General features: G+C 73.2%; 16 protein-coding genes. 1 reads left to right on the top strand and 15 read right to left on the bottom strand.

Annotated features, from left to right (window positions below; all coding sequences use genetic code 11):
• Nucleotides 1-17: 17 nt before the first annotated feature.
• From ACSU6L_RS34310 to ACSU6L_RS34350, 9 genes are read right to left on the bottom strand one after another with little or no spacing between them, the layout of a single operon-like run.
• Nucleotides 18-629, bottom strand: coding sequence for a V-type ATP synthase subunit D (locus ACSU6L_RS34310; protein WP_437063229.1), 612 nt, complete (start codon nucleotides 627-629; stop codon nucleotides 18-20).
• A complete protein-coding gene (locus ACSU6L_RS34315; protein WP_437063231.1) occupies nucleotides 626-2,041 on the bottom strand; it encodes a V-type ATP synthase subunit B in 1,416 nt (471 codons plus the stop codon). Before ACSU6L_RS34315 ends, ACSU6L_RS34310 begins: the two co-directional genes overlap by 4 nt.
• Nucleotides 2,038-3,801 (bottom strand): V-type ATP synthase subunit A, encoded by a 1,764-nt coding sequence (locus ACSU6L_RS34320; RefSeq protein ID WP_437063233.1) that lies wholly within the window; start codon nucleotides 3,799-3,801, stop codon nucleotides 2,038-2,040. Before ACSU6L_RS34320 ends, ACSU6L_RS34315 begins: the two co-directional genes overlap by 4 nt.
• Nucleotides 3,798-4,325, bottom strand: coding sequence for a hypothetical protein (locus tag ACSU6L_RS34325; protein ID WP_437063235.1), 528 nt, complete (start codon nucleotides 4,323-4,325; stop codon nucleotides 3,798-3,800). The genes ACSU6L_RS34320 and ACSU6L_RS34325 overlap by 4 nt, the downstream gene beginning before the upstream one ends.
• Nucleotides 4,322-4,555: a hypothetical protein gene (locus ACSU6L_RS34330; protein ID WP_437063236.1), complete on the bottom strand. Its 234-nt coding sequence runs from the start codon at nucleotides 4,553-4,555 to the stop codon at nucleotides 4,322-4,324. The genes ACSU6L_RS34325 and ACSU6L_RS34330 overlap by 4 nt, the downstream gene beginning before the upstream one ends.
• Nucleotides 4,552-4,968 carry an ATP synthase subunit C gene (locus tag ACSU6L_RS34335; RefSeq protein ID WP_437063238.1) on the bottom strand — a complete coding sequence of 139 codons (417 nt, stop codon included), beginning with the start codon at nucleotides 4,966-4,968 and terminating at the stop codon, nucleotides 4,552-4,554. The genes ACSU6L_RS34330 and ACSU6L_RS34335 overlap by 4 nt, the downstream gene beginning before the upstream one ends.
• Nucleotides 4,965-6,413 (bottom strand): V-type ATPase 116kDa subunit family protein, encoded by a 1,449-nt coding sequence (locus ACSU6L_RS34340; RefSeq protein WP_437063240.1) that lies wholly within the window; start codon nucleotides 6,411-6,413, stop codon nucleotides 4,965-4,967. Before ACSU6L_RS34340 ends, ACSU6L_RS34335 begins: the two co-directional genes overlap by 4 nt.
• A 37-nt stretch (nucleotides 6,414-6,450) precedes the next feature.
• The gene (locus ACSU6L_RS34345; RefSeq protein ID WP_437063242.1) at nucleotides 6,451-7,410 is read right to left on the bottom strand and encodes a V-type ATPase subunit; all 960 of its coding nucleotides are present in this window, start codon (nucleotides 7,408-7,410) and stop codon (nucleotides 6,451-6,453) included.
• Nucleotides 7,410-7,787 carry a hypothetical protein gene (locus tag ACSU6L_RS34350; RefSeq protein WP_437063244.1) on the bottom strand — a complete coding sequence of 126 codons (378 nt, stop codon included), beginning with the start codon at nucleotides 7,785-7,787 and terminating at the stop codon, nucleotides 7,410-7,412. Before ACSU6L_RS34350 ends, ACSU6L_RS34345 begins: the two co-directional genes overlap by 1 nt.
• A gap of 295 nt (nucleotides 7,788-8,082) precedes the next feature.
• On the opposite strand from ACSU6L_RS34350, the gene ACSU6L_RS34355 reads away from it, so the two are divergent.
• A complete protein-coding gene (locus ACSU6L_RS34355) occupies nucleotides 8,083-8,943 on the top strand; it encodes a CBS domain-containing protein (protein WP_437063246.1) in 861 nt (286 codons plus the stop codon).
• A 43-nt stretch (nucleotides 8,944-8,986) separates the two neighbouring features.
• On the opposite strand, the gene ACSU6L_RS34360 is transcribed toward ACSU6L_RS34355, so the two are convergent.
• The 6 genes from ACSU6L_RS34360 to ACSU6L_RS34385 form a co-directional block, all read right to left on the bottom strand.
• Nucleotides 8,987-9,232, bottom strand: coding sequence for an acyl carrier protein (locus tag ACSU6L_RS34360; protein ID WP_437063248.1), 246 nt, complete (start codon nucleotides 9,230-9,232; stop codon nucleotides 8,987-8,989).
• Between the two features lie 2 nt (nucleotides 9,233-9,234).
• Complete coding sequence (locus ACSU6L_RS34365) at nucleotides 9,235-10,629, bottom strand: 2-oxo acid dehydrogenase subunit E2 (protein WP_437063250.1); 1,395 nt, start codon at nucleotides 10,627-10,629, stop codon at nucleotides 9,235-9,237.
• A 2-nt stretch (nucleotides 10,630-10,631) separates the two neighbouring features.
• On the bottom strand, nucleotides 10,632-11,627 hold the full coding sequence (locus ACSU6L_RS34370; protein WP_437063252.1) for an alpha-ketoacid dehydrogenase subunit beta: 996 nt from the start codon (nucleotides 11,625-11,627) through the stop codon (nucleotides 10,632-10,634).
• A complete protein-coding gene (pdhA, locus tag ACSU6L_RS34375; RefSeq protein WP_437063254.1) occupies nucleotides 11,612-12,715 on the bottom strand; it encodes a pyruvate dehydrogenase (acetyl-transferring) E1 component subunit alpha in 1,104 nt (367 codons plus the stop codon). Before pdhA ends, ACSU6L_RS34370 begins: the two co-directional genes overlap by 16 nt.
• Nucleotides 12,712-14,502, bottom strand: a complete 1,791-nt coding sequence (gene acsA / locus ACSU6L_RS34380; RefSeq protein WP_437063256.1) for an acetate--CoA ligase — start codon at nucleotides 14,500-14,502, stop codon at nucleotides 12,712-12,714. Before acsA ends, pdhA begins: the two co-directional genes overlap by 4 nt.
• A 115-nt stretch (nucleotides 14,503-14,617) precedes the next feature.
• On the bottom strand, nucleotides 14,618-15,649 hold the full coding sequence (locus ACSU6L_RS34385; protein ID WP_437063258.1) for an alcohol dehydrogenase catalytic domain-containing protein: 1,032 nt from the start codon (nucleotides 15,647-15,649) through the stop codon (nucleotides 14,618-14,620).
• Nucleotides 15,650-15,738: the final 89 nt, after the last annotated feature.

A 15,738-nucleotide genomic window follows, 5' to 3' on the forward strand; every position in this document is an offset into this window, starting at 1 on the left:
TATGGGAGCGGACACGCTCATTGCCGGGCAGCCCAGCGTCGCCGGACGCTGTCCTCGTGCTCGGCCTGCTCCAGGGCCAGATCGCTGCGAACGAGGGCCTGCCGCAGGCGGGGGATCCAGTGGCGCCGCAGGGCCCGGGCCCGGTGCCGGGTGCTGACGACCTCCGCACCCACCAGCTCGGCGGCGGCGTGGGCGGCCGCGTACTCGGCGGCGGCGCGCACGGCGCGGCTGTAGGCCGCCTCGGCGTGCACGAGGGCCGTGTTGGCGGGAGCGGCGGCGGTGGCCGGACGGGCGGGTACGGACGCGGAAACCGCCGCCGGACGGCGTACACCCATGGAGGTGGTCCAGTGCACCGTGACCGCGGCGGGGATACTGCCTGCGGCGGCCGAGTCGAGGGCCTGTTCCCCGCCCAGGAGCAGTCCGCGCAGCAGCCATTCCTCGGCCTCGGACAGCAGATCCCGCCAGGCCCGAGCGGCTGTCTCCTCCGCGCGCAGCAGCCGCTCGTGCTCGGAGCGGAGAATACGCAGCTTCTGTTCCAGCAGGTCGGCTCCGCGCTCGGCGACTTCCAGGCTGTGCTGCAGCCGCAGGCGTCCCGCTCGACCGGGTGGCGTACGGCGGGCGCCGGTCACAAGGGCGCCTCCTCGCGGCCGTCGAGCGCGTCGAGGTCCTTCGCCTCGTGGGCGTCGAGGAGCTGGACGGGGAGCATCGAGAGCTGGCTGCGGGGCAGGGTGAGCAGGGCGCGCCAGCCGCGTTCCAGCGCTGCGTCGAGACCGCGTGGTTCGTCGCTGCGCTGGTCGGCGAAGCCCCGCAGGAACGCCTCCTCGAAGTGCAGGTAGCGGCGGTCGGTGGGGCTCAGCGCCGCCTGACCGACCAGGTCGGCGAGGTCGCGGACCTGCCGCGCGCGGGCCAGCGCGGCCAGCAACTGGGCCGCGACGTCCAGGTGGTCGTCGCGGGTACGACCCGGTCCTGCGCCCTTGCGCATCAGCCGGGAGAGAGAGGACAGGGCGTCCAGTGGCGGGTACACGCCCCGCGCGTGTGTCTCCGGCGAGAGCACGATCTGGCCCTCGGTGATGTAGCCGGTCAGGTCCGGTACGGGGTGGGTGATGTCGCCCGCGGGCATGGTGAGCACCGGCAGCACGGTGACCGAGCCTGGGCGGCCCCGGATGCGTCCGCAGCGTTCGTACAGGGAGGCCAGGTCGCTGTAGAGGTAGCCGGGGTAGGCGCGGCGGGCGGGGATCTCCCCGCGGGCGGCGGAGACCTCGCGCAGCGCCTCGGCGTACGTCGTCATGTCGGTCATCACCGCGAGGACGTGCCGCCCCTCGGTGAAGGCGAGGTGCTCGGCGACGGTGAGCGCGATGCGCGGGGTGAGGATCCGCTCGATCACCGGGTCGTCGGCGGTGTTCAGCAGCACGGTGAGTTCCCCGGCCGCGGACCGTTCTTCCAGGGCGTCACGCACGAAGGAGGCGTCGGCGTGGGTGAGGCCCATGCCCGCGAAGACGACGCTGAACGCCTCGCCGGCGGTGGTGGCCTGGGCGGCGATCTGGGCGGCCAGTTCCAGGTGCGGCAACCCGGCCACGGAGAACACCGGCAGTTTCTGCCCGCGTACGAGAGTGGTCAGGGCGTCGACGACCCCGACGCCGGTGAGCACCGGCTCGGACGGCGGCTCGCGCCGCACCGGGTTGATGGGTGCGCCACCCACTTCGGCAGTCCGGTGGCCGAGGACGGGCGGGCCGCCGTCGAGGGGTTCACCCCGGCCGTTGCAGACCCGGCCGAGCCAGTCCGTCCCGACCGGGACGCACAGCGGGCTGCCCGAGAAGGCCGCGCGCACGCCCTCCGGGTCCATGCCCGCGGTGCCCTCCAGCACCTGGACGACCGCCAGGTCGCGGTCGGCGTCCAGGACCACGCCGTGGCGCCGTTCGCCCGAGGCGAGCGTGATGCCCACGTACTCGTCCCAGCCGACACCCGAGACGCCCTCGACGACCGCGAGCGGCCCCCGGAGCTCGCGCACCGACGTGTACTCGATCCCACCGGACACACTCATGGCCGAACCTCTCCCAGCCTGGCGAGCATCGCCGCCCTCCGCGCCACCACCCCCGCGGCGTCGTGCGGGCCGGTGTCCTCCCGGGCCCGCAGCAGCGGGCCGAAGTCGACCTCCTCGACCGAGGTCGCCGGGATGCCGGAGCCCACCAGCTCGCGGCAGCGTTCGGCGACCGCGAGGACGGCGTCGGCCAGTGCCGCCGTCTTCTCCGGCGCGCAGTACGCGTCACGCTCCGACAGCGCGCTCTGCTGCAACACGCCTTCGCGCACCAGCCTCCCCGCCAGCACACTGACACGCTCCGGCGAGGGCAGGGCCGCGATGCCGATCAGCTCCACCAGATCGGCCAGCCGGTCGGCCTCCGCCAGCACCGCTCCCACCCGCTCGCGGCGCCGAGCCCACACTGGATCGCCCGTCGTGCGGTGCCTCGCGGCCAGGACCGGTACGTCCCGGGAGAAGGACCCGGCCCAGGAGACGGCCGGGTAGTGGCGGGCGTAGGCGAGTTCGCGGTCCAGGGTCCACAGGCAGCGGACGAAGCGTTCGGTGTGCGCCGTCACCGGCTCGGTCATGTCCCCGCCGGGCGGCGACACCGCGCCGATCACGGTCACCGACCCCTGGTCGCCGCCGAGTGTGCTCACCGCCGCCGCCCGCTCGTAGAAGGCGGCGATGGCGGAGGCCAGCCCGGCCGGATAACCCTCCTCGGCGGGCAGCGCGCCGGTACGGGAGGCGAACTCGCGCAGCGCCTCCGCCCAGCGGGACGTGGAGTCCGCGATCACCACCACGTCCAGCCCCATGTCGCGGAAGTACTCGGCGACCGTCACTCCGGTGTGGACGCTCGCCTCCCGCGCCATCATCGGCATGTTCGAGGTGTTGGCGATCGTCACGGTGCGGTCCGCGAGGCGTCCCCCCGTGCGCGGGTCCTGAAGCTCCGCCAGTTCGGTGATGACGTCGGCCATCTCGTTGCCGCGCTCCCCGCAGCCGACGTAGACGATGACGTCCGCGTCGCACCATTTGGCGATCTGCTGCAGGAGCATCGTCTTGCCGGTGCCGAAGCCACCGGGCACCGCCACCGTGCTGCCCCGGGCCACGGGGAAGAGCAGGTCGATCACCCGCTGGCCGGTGTTGAGACCCTCATGGCTGTCGACGCGCTCCCGTACCGGGCGAGGCCGGCGCACCGGCCACAGCGCGTCGACCCCCACCTCGGTGCCGCCCACCACGGCCGCCGGCATGTCGCGCGTACGGTGTCCGGCACCGGCGATCTCCTCGACCGTGCCCTCGGTGCCGGGTGGCACGAGAACCTTCACTCGCACGGGTCCCGCGTCGCCGATCTCCCCGAGCGACTGACCCTCGGTCACCTGCGCGCCCCGCACCACCGAGGGGGAGAAGAACCAGGTGCGCTCCTGGTCAGCGGCCCGTTGCGCGCCGGGCAGCAGCCAGTCGCCGACACCCGACAGGGGGCGTAGCAGGCCGTCGAAGATCCCGCCGAGCAGCGACGGACCCAACCGCACCGACAACGGGTGGCCCTGGGGCAGCGCCGGCTGCCCCGGAGCCAGGCCGCCGGTGTACTCGTAGGCCTGGACGGTGACCACGTCCCCGCTGATGGCCACGACCTCGCCGGGCAGCCCGGCCGGGCCGATCGAGACCAGGTCGTACATCGCGATGCCGCTCGTGTATTCCAGTTCGACCAGCGGTCCGGTGACCCGCAGGATCCGGGAGACCGGCTGCCGGGCGGCGGGCCGCCGACGGGCCCCCGAGGTGCCAGTCATGGCTCCCACAGGCTGCGCACCTCCCCTCCCATGCGATCCAGCGCGCGGTCGGCCAGCGCGGTCAGCGAGAGGTCGATCCGTCTGCCCGGTGCCCGTGCCACCACGCCTCCGTCGGCGTGCTCGCTCACCTCGGCTGCGGCACCGAGGAGGACACGGGCGCGGTGTTCCAACCCGGCCCTCAGGGCGGCGTAGCCGTCGGTTCGGCGCAGCCGCCCGACTCGTTCGGCGGCCTCGCGGCGCAACCCCTCGTACGCCTCCCGGCGGGCGGCGAGCGTGCGGGACCTGGCCTCCCGCCTGGCCCTGACGAGGAGGTCCCGAGCGGCGTCCGAGCCGTCGGCCTCGCCCTGGCGCCGGGCCTCGTCCAGTATCGCCCGGGCCTCGGCTCGGGCGTCGTCGAGCAGGGTGGCGGCCTGCCGTCCGGTGCGGGCCAGGAGCGCGTCCGCGTCGGCGTGAGCCGCCCGCAGCAGCTCCGCCCGGACCGGGTGGAGGACGTCTGCCGTCCGGTCTGGGGAGGGGATGGTCATGGCGGCATCACGGCGGTCAGCGGGCGGCGGGGTCCGGGCGCCGCGGGGTCCGGTCCCAGAGCCTTCGCCGCCGCCGGGGTCAGGATCACCAGGTCGATGCCGTCCGGCAGGTCGCGCCAGGCCCGGCGTACGGCCTCGGTGCCGTCCGCGACGAGGACGACCGCCCCGGCCAGGGCCAGACCGGCCACCCGGGTCCGCTCTCCGAGGGCGGCGACGCGTCCCATGGTCATGCCTTCCCGATGAGAATGACCGCGACGACCAGCCCGTAGATGGCGATGCCCTCCGCAAGGCCGACGATGACCATGGCCCGGCCGAAGAGTTCCGGTCGTTCGCTGAGCGCCGCGAGGGCCGCGGCGCCGGTGTAGGCGACGGCGATGCCCGCCCCGATCGTCGCCCCGGCCACCGCGATCGCGGCGCCGATCAGGGCGGCGGTCCCGGAGCCGGGGGCCTGTGCCTCCAGCGTCGCAGCCTGCGCGGAGCCTCCGCCGAGGGCCAGGGCCAGCACCACGGTGGCGGCCACCAGGAGTACGGCGTCGGTGGCGACCATCCACCACAGGGCCGTCCCGCCCGAGCGCCGCACCACAAGGCGTACGGCGACGAATCCGGCGACGACGACGGGCAGTGCCAAGAACCAGGTGATCACGATTGCTCCTCCCGCGCCGGGGCCGGTGGGACGGTCTCAGCCGCAGCCGACGGCGCGACGTCGGCGGCGGGCGCCGTCAGGTGCTGCACGGGCAGGCGCCAGGGCCTGAAGGGGCGGCCCTCGCCCTCGAAGAGACGGGAGAACAGTTCGTAGAACTCCAGGCGCAGCGCCTGGACGCCCGCCACCAGCGCCTCCAGCGAGAACGCCAGGGCATTGCCGAGCAGGAACACGAGCATCGCCGCGACGACGCCCACCGGGCCCCGGCCCGCCAGGACCGTCGTGCCGTCCCACACGATCGCGCCGATCGCCGCGTGCGTCAGGCCGAAAGCAGCGAGCCGTGCGAATGACACGACGTTGGAGCCGATTCGCACCACCGCGTCGAACAGTTGGACGCCGGTCTGGACGGCGCCGCCCGGACCGCCCGCCGTGGTCGCGTACAGCCCCACCCCGGCCAGCGCCAGCCCGACGGCCGTGATCACCGCACCCACGACGCCGTACGCCGCCTGGCCGAACCATACGTACCCGGCGACGACGGCCAGACCGAGAAAGAGCGCCGCTCCGGCGATCCCGGTCGTCGCGTACAAGGCCGCCGCAGGCCCGCCCTCCCGCCATCGGTTGGCGATCCCCGCGGCGTAGGCCACGAGCAGCAGCACGGCGCCAAGCCCGACGGCCACGGCCAGCAGCCGCATCGGCTCGTCCAGCGGCTCCAGCCACACCACGGGCAGCACGCCGGTCGGACCGAAGAACTCGCCGTACGCCACCCCGGCCAGGGTGGCGGCCAGTCCGGCCGCCGCGACGAAGGGCCACAGCGGGCGTAGAGCCGCCGCTCGGCGCGGTCGGCCGGCGCGCAGCAGGAGCCCGAGGGCGACCAGCAGCAGCCCGTGCCCGGCATCGCCGAACATCAGGCCGAACATCGACACGTAGACGAATCCGGCCGCCATGGTGGGGTCGAGGTCGGCGTAGGGCACGGTCCCGTAGGTCGTGACGAGAGGTGTGAAGGAGCGGCGCACGGGCGTCGCCGTGTAGGCCGGGGGCGCGGTGTCCGCTCCGGTCAGCAGAGTCGGCGGATCGACACCGCGTGGGGCACGCAGCGGAACCAGAGCGCCTCCGGCACCGGCGACGCGCGCCGCCGTGGCACCCACCTCCGTCTCGGGGCACCAGCCGGCGAGTGCCGCGACCGTGCCGTGCCGGACCGCGCTGCCGAGGCGTTCCTCCAACTGCGCCTCGCCCGCGAGCAGGTCCGTCCGGCCCTCGCGCTCCAGCGCGTCCAGGTCGGGCCGGACCTCGCTGAGAACGCATCGCGGCGGTTCGGTGCGCAGCCGCTGAAGACGTGTCGCCGCGGGGCCGCGGACGTCCGGCCCGCCGTCCCCGGCCAGGTCGATCTCCACGCAACCCGTCTCGGCGATCCGCACCAGGCTCGCCCGCAGCGCTGCTTCGGGGGCCACGATGGCCACCCTGCGCATCCGGACGGGGACTGCCGCCTCAGCCCGGAGCATCCAGCACCTCCGCGGGCCAGTCCGCGGGGCCGCCGCCACGGGCGGCCAGTTCCAGCGCGCCGCGGGTCCGCCACGCGTCGGCGGACAGCAGTGCCACGGCCCCCACGACCGGCTGCGGACCGAGGCGGAACCGGCGCAGCAGTTCCAGGCCGTCCCGTTCGACGTCGCCCCACCACCGTGCCTCGGCCCGCCACAGGTCCGCCGCCTCGTCGATGTCGTCCAGCAGCCACCTCGCCGCCGGCGGCAGCACCTGCCGGAAGTCGGCGTACGATCCCGCGGCCACCGCTCGCCGGCCGAGCAGACGGGCCGCCCGGCGGGTGGAGACGTCCGGCATCCGGCGGCCGACGACGAACACCTCACGGCCGAACAACACCGCGAGCCGGGCCGCCGCCCAGCGGGCCGCGTCGGGGACGGCGGCGGCGAGGTGCAGGGCGGCGGAGACCCGCATCCCAGTGGCGACTGCGGCCGGCGAGTCGCCCCCGGGGTCCCCCCAGACGGATGCCGCCAGCGCGCTTCGCAACTCCGACGGCGTTCGGGTGCGGGCCAGCCGCCCCCAGGCCATCGCCAGCCCGCCCAGACGGTAGGGCGGGAGGCGACGGCGTTGGCTTGCCGGCTGCCGGGAGTCGGCCACGAGAGCCCTCAAATGGTCTTCGGTGTTGGAGATCTCGAATCCCGCAGCCAGCGCTCGGACGGCGTCCGCGCCGACGGCCGGTTGCCAGCCGGCGAGGATCCGCAGATGCCACAGCACTGTCGCCGAGACCGCGCGTTGGGCTTCGGAGCACGTGGCACCCGGGGTGACGTCGCGCCGATAGGGGGTGGCCGACAGGTACCGGAGGGCGTCCTCCAGGGTGGGGGACGCGGCAACCTCTCTGATGCTCTCGACTCCCAGACACCGGGTTCGCAGAGCGCGCGCCCGGGTCACGCCCGCCACCCATCCGGCGCTCATCACGGACCACCGTCCCGCGGCCTCCGGCCCGAAGGCCCCTGCTCCTCCGGTGTCGCGGGGGACACCTGCTCCGCCGCGAGGTCCTCCAGCACCCGCGCGACCACACGGTCGGCGAACGCGGGCATCCGGCTCCTGGCCCGGTCGCGTACGACGACGGCCTCGCGCTCCGAGCCGGCGAGCAGTGCCGCCGCCTTTCCCTCAGCGGCGCGCAGCACCCGCTCGGCGGTGCGCGCCCGTACCCGCTCGGCTTCCTCACGTGCCTCGGCCACGATCTCCTCGGCCTGCCTTTCGGCCTCCCGCCGACGTGACGCGGCGGCCGCGTCGGCCTGCCGGCGTACGGCCCGGGCTTCGGCCTCTGCCTGTTCGAGCAGGCCCAAGGACGGTCCTAGTTCCGCGCGGAGTTCGGCAGAGCGGTCCGCGGGGACACCGCCTGGTGCGGCCCGGCCGGGCGATGCCGTCGGCCGGAACCGTGTCAGAAAGTCCCGGAAACCCGTCACGAATTCTCCTCGCGTAGGGCGTCGGCCCCGCTTCCCAGTCTCCCCGGTGGGCGAGGGCGTGTCGCGCCGCACCGGAGCACCTCTTCCGCACGCGGGTCCGTGCGGCCCGGAGGCCGCGCCTGGGGAGCGGTGCGAGACTGAGCCCGTAGGCGGACGGCATCCCCGGGAGGCAGCCGTGAGCGACTTCGAGCAGAGCTCCACTCAGAAGGAAGCCCGCCACACCACGCCGGGTCGGCCGTGGACACCGGGGGAGGAGCCGCGCAAGGACGCGCTTGGGCGCTACCTGGCGGTAGTCGCAGCCGCCGCGTCGGCGAGGAGAGTCAAGGGCCCCGAGCCCGCTCGGCAGGGGGAAGCGCCCGAGCCACCCGCCACCGCCGCACCCGAGCCGCCCGCCCGAGAACCGGCGGCCCTCCGTGTGCGGGACGTCATGCAGGTTCCGGCCGCCTCCGTCCCCGGCGACATGCCGTTCCTGGACGTCGCCCACACACTCGCCCGCGAACAGGTGGGCGCGGTCCCGGTGGTCGACGCCGACGACCACGTCATCGGTGTCGTCTCGGAGTCCGACCTGCTGGCCAAGGCCGCCGTACTGGCGGAACCGCGCCGGCACGGACCCGTCGGCAGGCTGTGGCAGCACCGACTGTACGAGAAGAGCCACGGCGACACGGCCGCCACGTTGATGACCTTTCCGCCGGTCACGGTCCACCCGGCGGAGCGAGTGGCGGACGCCGCGTGGAAGGCCGCACACGCGCGGCTCAAGCGGCTCCCCGTGACCGACTACCGCGGCCGGCTCGTCGGTGTGGTGAGCCGCCGCGACCTGCTGCGGGCCCTGATCCGTGACGACGCCGAGATCAGGACCGAGGTCGCGTCCCTGGTCGCTCAGCACATGCCGGACCCGCGCGCCGTCCACGTCGTCGTCGAGAACGGCGTGGTGACGATGACGGGACGACTGGACAAGGCGGTCGTCCGCGAACTGGTCGCGGCGGTGCGGGACATCGACGACGTGGTCGGTGTCGTCGACGAGATCGAGGAGGCCTGAGCCGCCGTCGGCCCGGTCGAGGACATGGGTTCACAGGGACAAGTCACCGCGTGTGGGCGACCAGGAAGTCGGCGGCGGCGGACAGTGTGGTGAGCTGGGGTGTGTCCTCGTCCTCGATGCGGACGCCGGAGCGTTCGCTGAGTACCTCCACGAAGCTCAGGAAATCCAGGGAGTCCATCTCGAGCACGTCGCGGAACACGTCGTCGGGCCCGAGGGCGGCGACGTCGGCGCCGGGGATGACGGTGGAGATCGATTCCCTGACCATGTCGAGTGCGTCGGTACGGTTCATGCTCACAGCTGCTCCGGGTTCTGCAGGAGGCGGGCGACCGTCGTGAGGTAACGGGCGCCGACGGCGCCGTCCGTCGCCCGGTGGTCGGCGGAGAGAGTCGCCGTGACCATGGGGCGCACGCCCAGCAGGCCGTCGACGGCACACGGCCGGTCGACCACGCGCCCGAAACCGACCAGGCCCACCTGGGGCGGGTGGATCACGCCGAAGACGGTCTCCACGCCCTGATCGCCGAGATTGGTGACGGTGATCGTGGCCCCGGACACCTCGGAACCGCGCAGCCTGCCTGTGCGGGCCCGGGTGACCAGGTCCTTCAGGGCGGTCATCACCTGTGGAAGGGCCAGCGTGTCGGCGTGGTGCAGTACGGGAGCGACGAGCCCTCCGCCGCGCAGGGAGACGGCCACGCCGAGGTGGACGCCCTCGCCGGCTGTGAAACGGCCGTCGGTCCAGAAGCCGTTGAGCTCGGGTACCTCCCGGGCGGCCAGGGCCGCCGCCTTGAGCAACAGCGCCGCGGGCAGCAGCCGCTCACCGACCGGGCTGCCGCGGTTGTGCTCGTGCAGCCAGTACGACGCGGCGGCCATGTCGACGGTCGTGGACAGGTAGTAGTGGGGGATGTCCCGGTTGGCGCGGCTCATCAGCCCGGCGATCGCCTGGCGCATGGCGGCCGCACGGTCCTCAGACGGGTGCGCGGCATGAGGACCTGCTGGGGCGGGACGCACCGGGGTGGCGGCCGTGGGCACGACCGGGACCGATGGGCCCGGGGCTGCCTGGCGTACGTCCGCGGCGCGGACGGCCGACTCCCTGCCCGTGCCCCTCACCGTGGCGAGGTCGACGCCCAGTTCGGCGGCGAGCCGCCGGGCGAGGGGGGTGGCCCGCACACGCGGTGTCCCCGTACCGGCTCGGGCGGCTGCCGCATGTTCGACGTCGGTCCGGGTGACGCGCCCACCGGGTCCGGAGCCGTGCAGCGTCTCCAGGTCGACCCCACCCTGCTCCGCGAGGTGCCGGACGAGGGGGCCGACCTCGAGGTGGCCGGGCTGCCGAGCGGCGGGCGGTGCCGGCGGCGGGACCGCCGCGGGTTCGGGCGGAGGGGAAGGAGGCCCGGGAGACGTGGGAACCTCGACGGGCGCGGCCTTCTCGGGTGTCGGACGGGCGGGGCGTCGCTTTTTTGCCGACCCGATCACCGCGAGCGCCGTGCCCACCGGCACCGTCGTGCCGGGCTGGACGAGCAGCTCCGTCATGGTCCCGGTTTCGAAGCACTCCACCTCGATCGTCGACTTGGCCGTTTCGACGACCGCGACCGGATCGCCCTTGTGGACGAGGTCCCCGGGTCCCACGAGCCATTCCAGGAGCGTTCCTTCGTCCATGTCCGCGCCGAGGGACGGCATGGTGAATTCGGCCATGATCAGTCCACCGCTCGGTGCGCCGCCGCGACGATGTCGGACGGCTGCGGCAGGGCGGCCTCCTCCAGCCGCCTGGCGTACGGCATGGGGACCTCCGCACTGCACACCCGCTCGACCGGCGCGTCCAGGTCGTAGAACGACCCTTCGGCGATGCGGGCGGACACCTCGGCGGCGAAGCTTCCCGTCCGCCACGCCTCGTCGACGACCACCGCCCGGTGGGTACGCGCCACGGATGCGCTGAGGGCCGTGCCGTCGAGCGGACGGAGCGTGCGCAGGTCGATCACTTCGGCGCTGATGCCCTCGGTGGCCAACTCGTCCGCCGCCGCCAGGGTCTTGGGCAGTGAACCGCCGTACGTGATCAGGGAGACGTCGGTGCCGGGGCGGCGGACCGCGGCGTGGTCCAGGTCCACGGGTTGGGCGGGCGCCAGGAGTTCACCGGAGACGTTGTAGAGGCTGCCGTGCTCGAAGATCAGTACGGGGTCGGGGTCGGCGAGCGCCGGAGCCAGCATGTGGCGGGCGTCCTCGAGGGTTGCGGGGGTGAGCACGCGAATGCCGGGGATGTGCGCGTACCAGCCTTCCAGGCTGTGCGAGTGCTGGGCGGCGAGTTGCCGTCCGGCGCCCGTGGTCATGCGGATGACCAGCGGCACAGGCAGCTGGCCGCCCGACATGTGCAGCAGGGTGGCCGCGTTGTTGAGGATCTGGTCGAGGGCGAGCAGGCTGAAGTTGACGGTCATGATCTCGACGATGGGCCGCATCCCGGCCAGCGCGGCGCCGATGCCGGCGCCCACGAAGGCGGACTCCGACAGCGGGGTGTCCCGGACTCGTTCGGGTCCGAACTCCTCCAGCAGGCCGAGGCTGACGCCGAAGCATCCGCCGTACCGGCCGACGTCCTCGCCCATCAGGAAGACCCGGTCGTCGGAGCGCAGCGCCTCCCGGAGCGCCTCGCGCATCGCCTCCCGGTAGGTCGTCTTCGCCTCTTGCGTCACTCCGGCTCCCATGGTCGGCTCACCGCCCCCGCCGGGGAACTGGTGACGTGGCGGAGCAGGTTCTCGACCGGCTCCTCGGGTGCCTGCTCGGCGGCTTCGACGGCGTGGCCGATGTCGTCGGTGATCCGCTGCTCGATCCGGGCCAGTTCCTTGTCGCCCAGCTCACCGTGCTCGCGCATGCGGTCGATGAGCAGGCTGATCGGGTCCCGCTCCTTCCACCGCTCTATCTCCGCCTTGCCGCGGTAGCGGTCCGGGTCGTACATCGAGTGGGCGCGGAAGCGGTACGTGCGCAGTTCCAGGAAGTGCGGTCCGGTGCCGGCCCGGATGCCCTCGACGGCCCGCCTGGCGGCATGTTCGACGGCTTCGACGTCCATGCCGTCCACGGCCCAGGCGACCATGCCGTAGGAGGCGGCGCGCATGGCGAGGTCGGTCTGCGCCTCGTGCCGTTCGAGGGCCGTGCCCATGGCGTAGCGGTTGTTCTCGCACACGAGCAGCAGGGGCAGCTTCCACAGGGCCGCCAGGTTCGCGGTCTCGTGGAACTCGCCCTCGGCGAAGGCCCCGTCACCGAAGAAGCAGCAGGTGACGTCGGCCTGTCCGCGCATACGGTCGGCGAGGGCGAGGCCTGCGGCCAGGGGGAGTCCGCCGGCGACGATGGCGTTACCGCCGTAGAAGCGGCGGCTTACGTCGAACAGGTGCATCGATCCACCCCGGCCGCCGCTGCACCCGGTGGTCCTGCCGTACATCTCGGCCATGACGGCCTCGGCCGTGATCCCGCGGGCCAGGGCGTGGCCGTGTTCCCGGTAGGTGGAGACCACCGCGTCCTGCGGCGTCAGTGCCTCGTTGACGCCGACGGCGACGGCCTCCTCGCCGATGTAGAGGTGGACGAAGCCGCGGATCTTCGCGGCGCTGTACAGCTCGACGCACCGCTCCTCGAAGCGCCGGATGCGCAGCATCGCCTCCAGCATGTCCGTCCGGTGTCCGGCGGCCCCGTGCCGGACCGGAGCCGCGGTGCTCGCGTTCCGCTTGGCCGCCGCGGTCCGCTTGGCGGCCCCCGGAACCGCCGGCTCCCTCCGTGTGCGGGCGGGGCGTGCCACGCTCATGCGGATCCCTCCAAGGTCGACAGGTCGCCCGTGGGCAGGCCCAGTTCACGCGCACGCAGCAGGCGGCGCATCACCTTCCCGCTGCGGGTCTTGGGCAGGTGCTGGTCGAACGCGATCTCGCGCGGCGCGACGGCGGGGCCCAGCTTGCGGCGCCCGAAGGCCAGCAGCTCCCGCTCCAGGTCCGGAGTGGGATCGACACCCGGCCGCAGCGACACGAACGCCTTGACGACGTTCCCGGCGACCGGGTCCGGCCGGCCGATCACCCCGGCCTCGGCGACCGCCGAGTGCTCCATCAGCGCGCTCTCCACCTCGAACGGGCCGATCAGGTGCCCGGCCGACTTGATGACGTCGTCGGCGCGCCCCACGAACCAGTACCAGCCGTCCGCGTCCCGGCGGACCAGGTCGCCGGTCAGGTACCAGCCGCCCACGAACGCCGCGTCGTAGCGTTCCTCGTCGTGCAGATATCCGCGGAACATCGACGGCCAGCCCGGCCGCAGAGCCAACTCGCCCTCGATCTGCGGGCGTTCCACCTCCGTGACCCTGCCGTCGACCACCAGCGCCCGGCCGTCCTCGCCCTGCTCCAGCACGGTCGCCTCGACGCCGGGCAGCGGACGTCCCATCGAGCCGGGCCGGATCTCGCAGGCCGCGAAGTTCGCGATCATGATGGAGCCGGTCTCCGTCTGCCACCAGTTGTCGTGCACGGGCAGCCCCAGCACGTCCCGGCCCCACACGACGGCCTCCGGGTTGAGAGGTTCACCGACGGAGGCGATGAAACGCAGGGCCGACAGATCGTAGGAGCGCGGCAGATCGTACGGACCTTCGCGCGGAGTGGCGCGCATCAGCATCCGCAGGGCCGTGGGGGCGGTGTACCAGACGGTGACCCGCTGCTCACCGAGGATCCGGTACCAGCGCCGGGCGTCGTAGTCGCCCTCGTCGACGACCAGTGTCACGCCGTGGACGAGCGGGGCGACGATCCCGTACGACATGCCGGTGACCCAGCCGGGATCGGCGGTGCACCAGTACACGTCCTGCGGGTGCAGGTCGAGTGCGTACGCTGCCGTGGAGTAGTGCGCGACCACGGCCTCGTGCACATGCACCGCTCCTTTGGGAGTGCCGGTGGTGCCGCTGGTGAAGTGCAGCAGGGCCATGTCGTCGGGCGATGTCGGCGGGATGGTGAAGGTGTCCGGGGCGGCGGACATCAGGCCGTCGAAGGACGCCGTGCCGGGCAGCTCCTCCGCTCCGGCACCGACGATCAGGACGTGCTTCAGCCCGGGGACGGATCCCCGGCGGTCGACGACCTTGCGCCGGTACAGGGCCGCCGTGGTGACCAGGACCTGCGCGTCCCCGAGCCTGAGCCGCTGCTCCACGGGGTCCGGACCGAAGGCGGAGAAGAGAGGGCAGAGCACACTGGTGTTCTTCAACGTGCCCAGCACCGCCGTGTACAGCTCGGGGCAGCGGCCGAGCAGGGTGAAGACCCGGTCCCCGCGGCCGACGCCGAGCGACCGCAGGACGTTCGCGAAGCGGGCGGTACGGCGGGCCAGTTCCGCGTAGGTGACGGTCGAGACGGAGTCGTCCCGGCCGACGCACCGCAACGCGACCTTGTCCGCGTGGTCGGAGGCAGCGTGCCGGTCGACGGCCTCGTGGGCGATGTTGAGCCCGCCGGTGGGCAGTCCGGCCAGTGCGCTGCGGGCCTGGGACCAGGTGAAGCGGGCGCGGGCTCGGCCGTAGTCGGCGAGACGGGGTGAGACCACCGGCTCGGTGTCCTTGTGGATGGTTTCCCAGTGCATGGGTGCTCCTCCCGGCACTGCCCCAGGTCTCCAGAGTCGCCGAGCGCGTCCCCGGCTGCATGTCGGCGGGCGGCGAGCCGCCCGCTTCTCATGGCCCGGATCTCGCGGCGCGCGTTCACTCGCGGTGCATCACGACTTTGAGGGCGCCGGAGGTGGCGCTGTGCGAGAAGACGTCGTAGGCGTCGGGTGTCTGATCGAGGGTGAAGGTGTGGGTGATCAGGGGGGAGACGTGCAGGCGTCCGTACTGCACCAGTTCCATCAGCCAGGGGGTGGAGGACGTGTCCACCTGTCCGGTGCTGATCAGGACGTTCTTGCGCCAGAGGGATTCCAGGTGCAGGGTGACCGGTCTGCCGTGGGTGCCGATGCTGGCGATGTGTCCTCCGGTGCGGACGGCGCGGGTGGACAGGACGAAGCCGTCCGGTTCGCCCGTCGCCTCGATGACCACGTCGGCGCCGGGTCCCTCGGACAGTTCGGCGATCATCTTCCCCGGCAGTTCGGCGGCGTCGGCGAGTCGCAGTCGGGCCGCGGCTTCCAGCCTTGTGGTGGACAGGTCCACCACGATGATCCGGCGGGGTGTGAGGAGCCGGGCGACGATGGCCGTGGCGAGGCCGACGGGGCCCGCGCCCACCACCGCCACGACGTCTCCCGGGCTCACGTGTCCGTTGCGCACTCCGATCTCGTAGGCGGTGGGGAGGACTTCGCAGAGCAGGACCGCGTCGTCGAGAGGGAGGTTCCAGGGCCGCCGGTGGGTGGAGAAGTCGGCGAAGGGTACCCGCACCAGCTCGGCCTGGGTTCCGTTGATCAGACTTCCCAGGGCCCATCCGCCGCCACCGCGGCACTGTCCGTACAGGCCGTCACGGCACGACTGGCAGTGGCCGCAGGCCGAGACGGACGAGACGATCACCTGGTCCCCCGGGCGCAGGTCGTGCACGTCGCTGCCGACCTCCACGACCTCGCCGACGGCCTCGTGGCCGAGGATCGTCCCCGGTTTCACCTCGGGGAGGTCTCCGCGGAGGATGTGCAGATCGGTGCCGCAGACGCTGGTGGCGTCGACGCGTACGACGGCGTCGGCGGGGTCCTCGATCGCCGGATCCTCGACCGTGTCCCAGGAGATCTGTCCGGGGCCGTGGTAGACGAGCGCTCGCATGGTCACCCACTCCCTGGCCGACTCGCCCGGCTCCCTCAACCGTCGCTCCGCAAGGACGCCCGGGCAACCGGGACCGTCGGCCCGGCCGG

The organism is Streptomyces sp. enrichment culture (genome assembly GCF_964272855.1).
Classification (GTDB): domain Bacteria; phylum Actinomycetota; class Actinomycetes; order Streptomycetales; family Streptomycetaceae; genus Streptomyces.

What these genes read in the sequence shown, in the direction of transcription:
- ACSU6L_RS34365 (WP_437063250.1), bottom strand. Translation starts at nt 10,629, where the DNA reads ATGGCCGAATTCACCATGCCGTCCCTCGGCGCGGACATGGACGAAGGA.
- ACSU6L_RS34325 (WP_437063235.1), bottom strand. Translation starts at nt 4,325, where the DNA reads ATGACCATCCCCTCCCCAGACCGGACGGCAGACGTCCTCCACCCGGTC.
- pdhA (WP_437063254.1), bottom strand. Translation starts at nt 12,715, where the DNA reads ATGAGCGTGGCACGCCCCGCCCGCACACGGAGGGAGCCGGCGGTTCCG.
- ACSU6L_RS34330 (WP_437063236.1), bottom strand. Translation starts at nt 4,555, where the DNA reads ATGACCATGGGACGCGTCGCCGCCCTCGGAGAGCGGACCCGGGTGGCC.
- ACSU6L_RS34320 (WP_437063233.1), bottom strand. Translation starts at nt 3,801, where the DNA reads ATGACTGGCACCTCGGGGGCCCGTCGGCGGCCCGCCGCCCGGCAGCCG.
- acsA (WP_437063256.1), bottom strand. Translation starts at nt 14,502, where the DNA reads ATGCACTGGGAAACCATCCACAAGGACACCGAGCCGGTGGTCTCACCC.
- ACSU6L_RS34360 (WP_437063248.1), bottom strand. Translation starts at nt 9,232, where the DNA reads ATGAACCGTACCGACGCACTCGACATGGTCAGGGAATCGATCTCCACC.
- ACSU6L_RS34385 (WP_437063258.1), bottom strand. Translation starts at nt 15,649, where the DNA reads ATGCGAGCGCTCGTCTACCACGGCCCCGGACAGATCTCCTGGGACACG.
- ACSU6L_RS34370 (WP_437063252.1), bottom strand. Translation starts at nt 11,627, where the DNA reads ATGGGAGCCGGAGTGACGCAAGAGGCGAAGACGACCTACCGGGAGGCG.
- ACSU6L_RS34315 (WP_437063231.1), bottom strand. Translation starts at nt 2,041, where the DNA reads ATGAGTGTGTCCGGTGGGATCGAGTACACGTCGGTGCGCGAGCTCCGG.
- ACSU6L_RS34345 (WP_437063242.1), bottom strand. Translation starts at nt 7,410, where the DNA reads ATGAGCGCCGGATGGGTGGCGGGCGTGACCCGGGCGCGCGCTCTGCGA.